Source organism: Nocardia sp. NPDC023852 (assembly GCF_040639505.1).
Lineage (GTDB): Bacteria > Actinomycetota > Actinomycetes > Mycobacteriales > Mycobacteriaceae > Nocardia.
In genome coordinates, this window is sequence record NZ_JBFAAB010000002.1 from 1 (window position 1) to 12,567 (window position 12,567).

1 protein-coding gene (only partly in view) is annotated in these 12,567 nt (G+C 64.9%); it reads left to right on the forward strand.

The window, feature by feature from the left end; all coding sequences use genetic code 11:
- Nucleotides 1-113 precede the first annotated feature (113 nt).
- A protein-coding gene (locus AB0H00_RS04000) for a LacI family DNA-binding transcriptional regulator (protein WP_357260489.1) crosses the window boundary here: on the forward strand, nt 114-12,567 show its start. 70,457 nt of this gene lie beyond the right edge of the window; the window shows 12,454 of its 82,911 coding nt (coding positions 1-12,454); it begins with the start codon at nt 114-116; the stop codon falls past the right edge of the window.

Consider the following 12,567-nt stretch of genomic DNA (forward strand, 5'->3'; position numbering starts at 1 on the left):
TCGTAGTCGAATACCGCGACGGTATCGGACACACCGGATTCATCGCCCACGACCCGGTTCACGGGGTCGTGATCAAGCACAGCTACAGCGGCGGCAGGTACCCCCACGAGGGTATGAACGCACTCGACGCATACCTACTCCAGCAGTGTTACGACGGCGACGGCGAGTACACCCACCAAGGCACGAACGCAATCGAGGTATTCCTCCGGCTATTCGCGGGAGAACCGCACCAGACCACCTTCATCAAATCCCACAACGGTGTCCTCGAACACCCCCTCACACCGGGCGAGGAACCCAGCGCACTGCACGGCGTGCACATGCCCCGCGAAGACACCCTGCTGTTCGGCGCACCATGGGAACGGCATGTCACCGAGACCGCACGCACAGGATCGCGATCACGATGGGGACCAGATGCAGCCGTCCTGATGTTCGGCAACCCGCGGAACTGGGCGGAGGACGGCAATAAAGCCCTGCTGCGGAACGGGTTGAGATCCCTGGTCAATTACCACCAGCTGCGACAGAACCTGTTGGAATCGGCTGAATGGGTTCGAAACGCCAGAGCATGGGATGCGCACAATGGGTATTCCGTGGATGCTCAGCCGGGGCCCTCGGAGGCACAGGCCCGGCAGACCACTCGAACGCTGGTTGCACAGCTGCAGGAAGAAGAAGGCAGGGTCGGGGAATTCCTCGATGTGCTGGGAGCCGAGGCGCCAGGTGGGGTTACCGCGCACCAACGGCACGAACTGATGCGCTTCGCCGCCCAGCTCGAACGGCTACGGCGGTTCCGGGCGGCAATACGACTGCGCCGTGGCAAAGCGTGGATGCCCGCGCCCGAGGACGAAATGTCCGAAAGCGACAGGGAACTCAACCAGCCGATCGAGGTACTGGAGGCTCGGGAGGCGGTCTTCCTGGCGTCGGTGCGCAGAATCGCGCAGGAGTTGGCGGTCGATCCGGTCCTGCGCCCGGTGGCCGAGTTCGACGGTGAATGGGCAGAGGGCGGGATCGAACTTCCCCAGGTCCGGTTCGCGGGCGCCGATACCGTTCTCGCGCATACCGATCCGCCCAGTCGGGTGGAGATCGACCTGGGATTGGTATCGGTTGTCAGTGATATCGGCGCGGGCAAAACGAAAAAGCACAATGAGGACGCCGTGGCCGCGGCGGTGGTGCAGACCGCGGATGGGCCGATCCGGATTGCGGTGGTGTGCGACGGAATCTCGTCCACGCAGGATCCGCATCTGGCCGCTCAGGCAGCGGCCGAGGCCGCGAAGGCGGTTCTGGAGCAGGCCGCGAAAGCTGCCGCTCGCGCTGGTAGGCGACTGACTCGGGCCGAGGCCGAGCAGGTGATGCGCGATGCCATCGCGGCGGCCCAGGCCGCGGTGGTTGCGCTAACCGAGTCCCGGTACCCGAACAGTGATAATCCGCCGGGGACCACGATCGCGGCGGTCATGGTCATGCCCGGCCGGAAGGGGCGGCCGGGCAGTTTCGTTTCCGGTGGGGTAGGCGACAGCCGAGTACAGATTCTGCGGGCAAACGGCAGAGTCGACATGGTCACCCATGACCACACCAGGCTGGCCGAGGTCATGAAGGTTGAAGGGAAGACCGAGCGGCAGGCGTTGCTCGAGGGGAGCGATCGGCGCGATGAGAACGGTCGACGGGTGAACGTTCATGCGCTGCAGTTCTCCTTGGGGCGTGGCAATGATCTGCCCTGGGCGGGCGCTCCGTTCGGACACGAGAAATACATCAACTATGGCGAGGTAGCGCCTACGGATACCGTCGTCGTCAATAGCGATGGGTTGTGGGGTGAACTGCTGCCCGCGGATTGGGCGGCGGCGCTCGGCGACGGCCGCGCAGTAGATCCGACTGCGATCCGGGATGCTTTGTTGCGCAGTGCGCTGATCGCGGGCGGCCACGACAATATCTCGGTGGCGGTGGTGTCCGGTGCGACAACGGAGCTGCCGCTCGAGGCACGCCGGAGCTATCAGCGACTGGTCGCGGAACACCACGCCGCCTGGACGCAGCTACAAGAACTCGCCCCGCAGTTGGGGATCGAGCCGACGCAGTTGGTCTCGCCGGAGCAATCCAGGCCGGCGCTGGAAGCGTTGTCCGGTCGGGCGGGATTATCCCTGCTTCCGTTGCTTCGTCTAGAAGCGGTGACCAACAGTTTCCAAGGGCTCGCAGTGCAGCTCGCTGACGTCCAGACTTGGTTCGGCGTGCTGAGTTCTCGGATCGGTGATCAATGGAGCGTGGACGAGGCGAATTACATTGCGGTACTGAATGAATGGATAGATCTTCAGCAACAGCTGCGAGCCGCGGACTCCCCGCAGGAGATCTATGAGGCTAAAAAGCGGGCGGCAGCGGCGTCGCGGCAGCTCGGGCCCGCACGGGAGCAGCGCGACAATACTCGAACCGCCGATGGGCTGGAGATTCCGGTCGGTCTGCGCCCCGTCTATCGCGCTTGGCGTGCCGAGGTACATAACGCTGCCCGGAGGGTGTGGGAGAGGCTCGAGGCATGGCGGCCCGAAATCCGTGCTGCGATCCCCGACGATCTCAGCCTGTTGCACCGGGAATTGACCGGGAGCCGCTCCGCCGAAGCCCTGGAAAGGCTGACGGGTTTCTGGCCTGAGCACTATGAAGTGTACGACGTGCTCGAAGCCACCAAGTTGTGGCAACTGGCGGTAGCGCGGCTTCGGGATCTGGACCAGCGCATTGCCTCCCACATCCCCTTGGTGGATTCCGAACGCGCTCAGCCGGACCCGGCGCTGAAACCGGACGCGGGGCCTGGATCGTTGGCCCAGCAGAACCAGGCGCGGGGCCGAATGCGCCTCATCCAGGCGGAATCCCGGACTCCCGCCGACTATGAGCAAGCCTGGGAATGGAGCGGCCCAGCCCTGCAAGGGATGATGATCGCTGCCATCCCCGACACGGTCGCTCGCACTGAAGGCTTCCCCCTGGCGGCGCGGAACGAGGCCAGGCGAGTGTTCCTGCGTCGGGAAATCGACCGGCTCGACCGGCTGGGCGTGCGCACCGAGCAGCAGCAAGCACAGTTGGCGGAGCTGGACGCCCAGGCGGAACTGCTTGTCGAGGTAGAGCGTTGGGCCGCGCAGGTTCCGGGGAATCTGGATGTGCGGCTGCTCGATGCCGCAGGCGATATGTTGGTGATCGGGGATCCGGCTGCGGCCGAGGAAATCGCTATCCATGCGGTGAACTCGGAATCCACTCAGGTGTCTTGGTATCGGCACGAAGCTGCCGCCAATGCGGTAGCCGATGTGGCGGTAGGCCGAGCCGGGGGCCGCAGCATTGCTGCTCGTGTCTGGGTCGGCAATAGCCAGGACCTGGCCGAGGCGATTGCTCGACAGCAGGAGGCCCGCGAACGGGCGGGATTGCCCCCGCAGCGGGTGCGATTGACAGGTCACCCGGACGTCCCTGCGACCAGGAGGGATCCGCGGGTGGGACCGCGCCTGGTGGAGCAGGTCCTGGCACACAGCTCATTGGTGAACTACCGGGAGCAGGGACGGCTCCTGATCGAGAGCCCGGGCAATGGCAGTGTGAATCGGCAGATTTCGCATCGGCTGGGCGGCCTCGCCTTCAACTGCTTCCAGGATGCTGCGCTGTTCACCCTGCGCGAGGCCCGGGCGGACCGGTTACGTGCGCTGGCGGCCGAGAACAGCAGATTCCCCGAGCGGGACTTGATACTCATCGATCTGAATAAGCGGATCGAGGTGTTGGAGCGACTGCGTCCCCAGGAGAACGGGATCTCCGGTGACATGGCCCGCGTACTGGTGGGGGCGGAGTGGGATCCCGAGGGCTTCGGCACGGATTTCGAAGCGTTGCGAGCTGCGGTGCCGAAGGGCGGCCGGATGATCGCGTCGGTGGCCTTCGACGGCTTTCAGCGCGAACGCGTGGTCGGTGCACATGCGGTGGCGTTGTATTGGGTCGGCGACGCGCTGATGGTCCGCGATGGTGATCGTGCCCCGGTCACGTTCGAGAAATGGCGTGCAGGGCTTTTCGGTGTGGTCGGGTTGCACGGCATCGCCTTCGATGCGGATGGAGTCCCGGTGCACTGGCTCGGCTCGCTGGGCGAGCATTACCGCGCTGTGCCGGGCAAGGCGTATGCGGTGTCGAATATGGGGGCGCGACTCGACCAGCTGATGTTCGGGGAAGCGCTGACCCGGATGAAGGACGACCGGGCTGCGGCCGGGTTGAAAATCGGGTTGGGACTGCAGCTATTGGGCTGGGAACCTTCCCTGGTCGACCAGTCTGGGAATCTGAATCCGGAAGTGCTGAAACGTAATTCTCCGGTACGGCTGCAATGGGAACGGGATCTCGCGGCCGCCCGGCACCTGTTGGCCATCGAATCGGGAATTCCGGTCGCCTCGTTGGCCGATCCGGTCCCGGTCCGGCAGGAACTGGTCGACCTGGGTGAACGCAGCGAGAAGTCGGCGAAACTCGAGGCAGCGGAACAGGAATTCCGTCGGTTGCACGAGATCACGAGCACCTTGGAGCGGATCGAACGGATCGAACGGCGCGCGGAGCGGCTCACCGAACTGCAGGACCGGATGGTTGCGGCCCTGGCCGCCGGCGACCATGCTGCCTTCGAGCGCCTGAGAGCCCACGCCGACCGGCTGGAGAAACTGGCTCAGGAACGGGCCGCGTTGTCGGGCGATCGGCTTTCCTGGGGCAGGCATCTGAGCCGGGAAGCGCAAGAGCGACTGCGGGCCGAAGGAGCCGCAGACTTTGTGATGGCCAGACTGGTTTTGGAGTCGCGCCTGGGGGGTGCGGTCCCCGAGGACCGGGCCGCTTTGGTCGAGTTGACCCGGGTCGCCGAAGGCGAGACGGATCCGGCGGCGCATGAGCTGGCCGCGGCCGCACAGCAGTACCTGCTCCTGCGCGATGAGCGGGAATGGAACCGGGAACTAGGCGGACACAACCTGATCGCCCAGGTGCTCGAGGACATGATCGACAGCGGCCTGACCGAGGCGCTGGCCGACCCGCGGAAACCCACACTGCACCGTCGGGCCGAGGTGGGACCAGAACTGGCCCGGTTGCGCCGACTCGCGGCAGCCGCTCAGGTGGCGTATCGGCAGCAGTTGTTCGAGCGCAACGAGGAATCGGACCCCGAACGCCTGAATGCGACGCAGCTGGAGGTGCTGCGTCGACTGCGGCCGCAATACGCCGCACCGGTGCAATTTTGGCTGGCTGCCATGGGTTCGAGTATGCCCAATGACGAGCAATTACGCGGTGAGATAACGGAATTGATTCGTTGGATCAACGAAACCGCCACCGACCCGGCGCAATTGACCCCAGAGCAGCTCGGCCAGCTCGAAGCCCTGCAGCAGCATGTTCGGCGGATCGACGAGCTCGAACAGTATGTGGCCCAAGGCGAACGGATCGCCCGCATCCAAGCGTTGGGCGCAGCCCGCAAGCAGGCCTTCACCGAAAACGCCGCCGCAACCACGAAAGTCTTCGATCTCTGGCGCGCGCTGAAATCCGAATTCGCCGACCAGCTGGCCCCGCAACTGGGGGGATGGCCGCACTGGGCCGACTCCCACTGGCGCGAAACTCTGCAATCGCAATTGCGCGAGCTGCGCGGCCAGACTGAATCCACTGACCCGCAGCAGCAACGATTCGTGGAATTGCTGGGCGAGTTTTCCGAGGCAATTGCGGCCCGGGTGCACTGGAGCGACCGGATCGCAACCCTCGATCACTTCACCCGGGAACTGGACGAAGCCGCCGCCCGGGTAACCGCGAAACAAGCCGAGCTGGACGCACCGGCTGCGCCGAAGTCCGGCTCGTGGGTCGAAATCGCCGACCGGCGTCGGCAATTGAACCAGGAACTGGCGCAACTCGACCAGAACCTGACTACTGAACTGGTCCGAATCCACGCCGAACTGCAACAACTTCCTGCCCCCGCCCTGCCCGGCACCCGCGCGGACACCCACCCCAGCGACGGCGTCCACCGCAGGCGCGGTGCCGCAGATCGCCCGCCCGGCGCACCGGATGCCGCCGTTCGCCGTCGTCCGCCGGCCGGCACCCGGCGGCCTGCGCGCACCCGCGGCCAGGCCCCGGTCGCCGCAGACTATGTCGACGGCTCGGTCATGTCCCAACCTCCGGTCATGCCGGAGGTGCTGCACCTGAGCGAGGGCACCCCGAAACTCTGCGCCGTCGAAATCACCCACTTCGGCGCACGGCGCGGCATGCCGGTCACCCCGCTGCCGCTGAGCAGGCAGCGGGCGCTGCGCGGCACCAGCCAGGTCGAATTCCTGCAACATCTGAACGCGAACGGGGAGTCGTTCGAATCCTACGACGAGATGTACGCCATCGCCGCCGAAGGCGGAACCGTCTACGGCGCAGTGGATCTCGGCGATGGTATGGCGCACGTGTTCATGGTCTACCGGGGCGAGAACGGCGAGGTCCGGGTCCACGAACTGGTCGACCGCAAGGTGGTGGACGTCGAATTCGAGGCCTGGGATCAGCCTGCAGGCATGCTGGCCGGGGCGGCGTTCGGCCCCGGACCGGAATTCATCCCCCGCCGCTCGCTTCGGCCAGGGGAAGTGCCGACGCTCTTCCCGGAGGGCCATGAGCACCTGATGCTGGGGGCGCGGTTCGGGCCAGGGGAGCAACCGTCGCAGGCGGCGGAAGGGGTAGACCCGACCTGGCCGATGCGGGCCGGTTCGGCGTTGACCGAGATTCGCGAGCTGGCGAGCCGAAACTTCGAAGCCCTGCGCCGGGTCTATCCGGAACTGGTCAATGGATCCAAGGATCTGGATGCGTTGCTGCGTGAGCAACGGGAGCACCTGGAAAGGGGGAAGCGGGGCCTCAACGAGGAGCTTGCGGAAGCGGGACTGCCGGAATCGATACGGTTGTCCGATCTGGACGATCTGGCGCATGTGGAATTCGTGTCGGCGCACGTGGAGACGTTGGACCGGAATATTCGGTTCGATGAGACGTACACGCATTTCCGTAACTTTCATGCAACGGTGCAGAAAATTCAGGAAACCCTGCGCATGCAGGGGTGGGTGCGCCGGATCGATTCCATGGCCATGGAGTTGCAGCTGACGTATGACCAGTCCGATGGTGGATCGGAATACCAGGCGATGCTCGCGCAGGCGCTGCGGATGGACGAAGCTGCCTCGCAAGTGGTGGCTTCGTATAATTTCACTGGAAAACAGGCGCTGCCCATAGTGTTCCGCGATCCGGTCCGAATGAAGCTGATGGAAAAGCGCTTCGGATTGGTTCTGGATGATCTGCCTTATCTGGCGCGACCAGGGCTGCGTGCGCGGCTCGAAGAGGCTTTGGCTCTCACCGAGAGCGCCCTGCAGGACATGCTGGGTGTGAGATCCAGCAGTGTTCTGGCTGATTTGGAAAAACAGCTTGTCGGCCCGGTATCCGAGATGACCCCCGGAGATATCGGCAAACTGGTCGGTGCAGATAAAGAATGGCCAGTATTCGACACCGCCCGGGAATATCTGGAACTGCGCGGCATTCTCGGATTGTTCGATGAGCGAGTGCAATTCGCCCTGCTCCGTCGGTCGGCATTCGATAATTTCGATACCGCCGCGACCACGGAACCGATGCTCCGGCCGCTGCCCACCAGCGAGCTTGTCGGCAGGTTGGCCGAATTCGATGCCGACACCGTAGCCCGGCGCACCGGTGCGCAGGAACAACTGCGCACCGATATCGACGAGTTGCCTGCCGTGTCCGAGGGGCGGTTGCAGGCGCCGAGCAACTTCGAAGCAGATGCATTGCGGGCAGTGATTCGGCAGTTGAATGCCAACCGCAGGCTGATAGCCGATGCCGGGCAGATCCCGGTGTCCGCGGTGAATGTGCACAGTGTGCAAGAGATTCTGGACCGCGCCGAACCGGGCCCAGTGCAGGCGAACGCCCGGCTGCATCAGATTTTGCACCGGATGGTGGAGCAGGCGAACGTCATCACCCGCACCACGAACACTACCCGGGGCCTCAATGTGCTGGCCGCGGCACGTGAGTACGCATACCGGGAGCGGCAATCAGCCGATGACTTCTACACCAATATCCGCGGGGAATACCTCCGACAGCACCCGAACGAGCGAACCGCCGTGCCGATCACCCTGTTCGACGCCAAGGGCCGAGACCTGTTGCAGGGCTTGGAAAAGCAACGGACCAGGCTCACCCGGGAACTGCGCACTCTGATAGCCAAGATTCAGGAGAAACTTCCGAGTACCAGGGGTGGAGTCGCTGAAAAGCGGCAACACCTGCGTGATTTGGTGAAATTGCTGGCCGCCGCGAAGCATTGGCAGCAGGCGACCGCCAGAACCGATGCACTGGATAGCCGGCTGACGGCAGTCGAGACTGCCGTCGGTGAACTCGCCACCGCGCAACAGTCCCGCACCGAGGCATATCGGGCCATGCTCGCGCTGGCAGCGCGAGTCGAACTGCCCGAGCCGACCTTCGATCATCTCGCCATGCAACGGCATCAGGCATATGCATTGCGTGACAAGATCATTGCCGAACAATTCCGACTAGAACCTGCAGCGGACGCGAACGAAGCGGATGACCGTCGGCGTACCCGCTTGTCAAAGGCTGGACAAGCTGTATTCGATTTCCTGCGCGCCGACCAGCGGGTAGAAGGATTCGAGGCGCAACTCGATCATCGGTTGCGGGCGCAGGAATTGTCCGCGGTGATCGCTTCGGCTGCCGAGGAACCCGGTCCCGAACTGGTTCGCTACCGAGTTCCGGATACCGATCATCCGGGTATGCGGTTGGATTGGGAGACGCTCAACCGACTGAACCATTGCGCCGAAGCGACGCTCGTCGATATCGGCGAGTTCTTCCGCCGTCCGACCCCGCAAATGGGTCCGTCCCCGTCCCCGCGAGGTGAACTCGATGGCACCTATGTCAGCCAGGCCGAAGCGGCTTTGGGCGAGCATGCTGCCGGTGAGCTGACCGATGTCGGCGAAGCCATCGATATGTTGCACCGGCTCGCCGCAGAACGAGAAGCCGCCGAAGAAGGCAGCGGAAACCCGGTCGGTGTCGTGATTTTCGAGCGCAACCGCAACGGCCTGGGCCACATGTACTGGCTGGTGCGCTGGGTTGACGAGAACGGTGGTGTACACGTCGACCGTCGCGACATCGCCTCGGGCGTGGCGGAACGGGACTACCGGCTGCCACCGGAAGCGGTCGGGCGGTCGGTGCTGGCGTTGTTCCTGGACAACGAGGGCAACTCCATCGAAGGGGTTGCCCGCGACGAGGGGTCCTTGCCGCTGCCGCGTACCGGGGAACAGGACTTCGAGGTCGGCCACTCTCCGAACCTGCGTGAGCCGCGGCCCGCGATGCCCACGGTGCTTGCGGAGATGTCCGACGAACGCCGCGCGCAGGTGCGTGCGCAGTGGCAGGAACTGGTCCAGGAAGCCGGTGGCAGATCGGATCCGCGGGCGGCGCTGGAACGGCGTTGGAACAACCTGTACCCGGAGAATCGCGCCGAGCTGCTGTTCGCCGCGCATGATCTGATGATCGGCACGGAAGTGCCGGACTCGATTCTGGACCAACGGAACCGGACCCGCTTGGAACTGAAGCGGCGGGAGCTGTTGGATCAGGAGCCGACCCCGGAGAATGTCGCGGCCTTGGCCGAGTTGGACGGCTGGGTGGACCGGTTGACCATGTTGGAGAACTGGGTCACCCAGGTGCCCGGGCGACCGCTGATCAATGTGGTTTCCCTCGGCCTGCCGGGCGAGCCCGCGGCCACCATGCTCACCGTCGGACGCACCCGGACCGCCCGCACGCTGAATCTGCATGTCACCGAGGCTTTCGAGCGGGCATATCGGGCCGAGACGGCCGATCCGGAGGTGGGTGGCGACGCCGATCTGCTCCGGATGCTGAACGATCTGTCCGGACGGCCCGCGGGCGAAGTGGCCTCGATGCTCTGGATCGAACCGAAAGATGCTGAGCCGGAATGGATTCCGCACAAATCCGGGGAACTGTTGGCCGCCGCCGTCCGGGACCGGGTGCTGTCCGGGCGTACCGAGGGCCCGCAGATCTCGGTGTACACGGTGGGACCGGAAGGCCACGAGGCGGCTCGCATCGCGGCGGAAAGTCCGACCACCCAGGGCAGGCTGCTGCTGCCGCAGCGGGTGAGTCCGGGACAGATGGATGTCGAAAAGTCCCCGATCCCGATCCCGCGGTTGGTACGTGACGCCCAGTTGACAGCGGGCTTGTCCGGTTCGGTCGACATGTTGATTCCGCCGAACGCCGATGCGAATACCGCTCGACAGGTCGGGGAAAAGAACGATCTCGGCTGGCGGCGGTGGCACCCGTTCGTCCGTCGGGATCTGCTGAATCGCTTCCCGGACGTGCTGGCCGCCGCGCCCGGAATTCCGGTGCCGGTGCGCGATATCGCCACCCGACGGCTACTGCGGCGCTTGCAGTCCGGGGAAGAATTCAAGGGCCTGGATGAACTTCTCGAGTTGGATCTGCGTCGGTTCGTCGATCTGTCGAACCGGCTCGACACCGATGACTTCCGGTTGTCGGTCGGACCGGCCATGCGACTCGGGTTCGGGCGGACCGAAGACAAGCGCTTGCATCTGAGCTTCGCCTTCGGCGATCCGGACCACGCGGCCCGGGTGCGGTACGCGATCGTGGAATTGAACGAGCTGAAACTGCCGCCCAACACCGATCCGACCGGGCTGTCCTACACGGTGAACGAGCAGGTCTACCAGTCACGCATCGACGAGGCGACCGAAGTTCTGCGATACAAAGTCCGTCAGCTGCAGCAGGAAGACCCGGATGCGGCCGTGGTGCTGTTGGTTCGGGAGCCACCGCACTCGCCGGAGCTCGCCGACACGAATGGTTTGCGCGACGGCGTCGATCTAGTGAATACGGTTGCCGCCGACAATGCTGTTCGGACGCAACAAGATCCGTATGATCGGGCGCCCCAGACGGATGTCGACACTGAATTCCATCCCTCGGCTGCCGAATCCGCTCGTGGGTTCGGACTGCAGATGGTCCGGAACTCCGAGGGCGAGCCTACTGTCGAACTCGGCCCGGACGGCAAGTCGCAGGCGATCAGGGGACCGGACGACAAGAACGTCCGGATCGGGCGGCGTCGGGCGGAGCTGCCAGGGTATCGGCAGCCGCGGGTGGGGGTGCCGATCTGGAATTCGCGCTTCGCCGAACCGATGGAACCGAGCTTGGTTGCGGCAACCGTGGACCGGTTGGTGCGAAAGATCGCCGCCTCGGTCGCCTGGGCCGACGATCAAGGCGAATTCGAGGGTTTGACGGTCGACCAGCGCCAGGCATTGGAGCGCCGGATTCGGTTCGACCAGCTCGAAAAGTGGTGGCACGATCTCGAACGAGCCGGTGCTCAGGAGCCATGGCAGCATGCCCTGGTCAACGGCACGTTCCGGAATGCGGGACCATTGGCCGCCACCTTCGCCATTGATCTGCCGCCCGCGTTGGTGGATGCGCAGGCTCGGATGGCGTTGGCGCGCGAAATCGCACAGCTGCGGCAGTCCGAGGACACTGTGGCGAACCGGAATCGGTTGACCCAGTTGCAGTTCTGGGCGGATCGGTTGCAGGTGGCCGAACGGTGGGCCGCGCACCTGCCCGGTGATCTGGTGGTGCAGTTCCTGGGCTTCCCCGAACACGACGGTGACGAGTCGGGATTGAGCGAACCGGCTGGCGGAATGATCGCCGTCGGCAACCTGCGTACCGCCGAGCAGATCACCGTGCTGTCCGGGGACGGCGAGGCGTTGCTGACCCCCCTGCGGGGCGACGGAGCGCCGGTATCGGTGCGCCACGGAGTGGACGACAACGACTTGCCGCTCGCGGATCCGGATCTGGCCTGGCTGATGGGGGCCGCCACCCAACAAAACCCGAGTGGTTCCCGAGCGGTGCTGTTGACTTACGCCTCTACCCCGTATTGGTTGCAGGATCAACTGATCGAGCTGATCGAAGACCGGGCGGCGAACGCCGAGCCGCCCGCGTCGATCGAGGTGTTCGGGCCCGCATCGATGGATTTCCATGCCGACGAGGTGCTTTCGGTCCCGGTGTCGTTCACCGCGCCCCCAGCGGCCATCGAACTGCTCACCCCACCGTCCTATCTGCCTCAGGCTCGCCCCGATGCCGACGGCACCCGGGTTCCCGCCGACCCGAGCACCGTGGTGCGCATGGCGCTGGCCTGGGCCGGGCTGGACAGCTTGACGGAGCTGTTGCCGGGCGGCGTCGAACCGGAACAGATTCGGCGGCAAGCCGAGCGCAATGCCCGGATCTGGCGAGACTGGCCGCCGTATGTGCATCGGGCCCTATTGCAGGAGCATGCCGATCTGTTGGCCCGGATCCCGGGGCTGCCGATCCGGTTCCGGAACCTGGTGCAGGAAACTTTGCTGGTCGAAGCGGAGCTGGGCTCTCGGGGCGACCGGGAGGAACGGTGGGCCGAAGCCAACCGGGAGCTGCACGAACCGATCCTCGAGCTGCGTCGGAAGTATCCGCCGGTGTGGTTGTTGTCGCAGCGGGTGGACGGCGACGTCAAGGAAGCCATCGTGGCTTTCGGCAATCCGGATACCGCGCGCCGGGTGTTCTGGACGGTCGTCGACG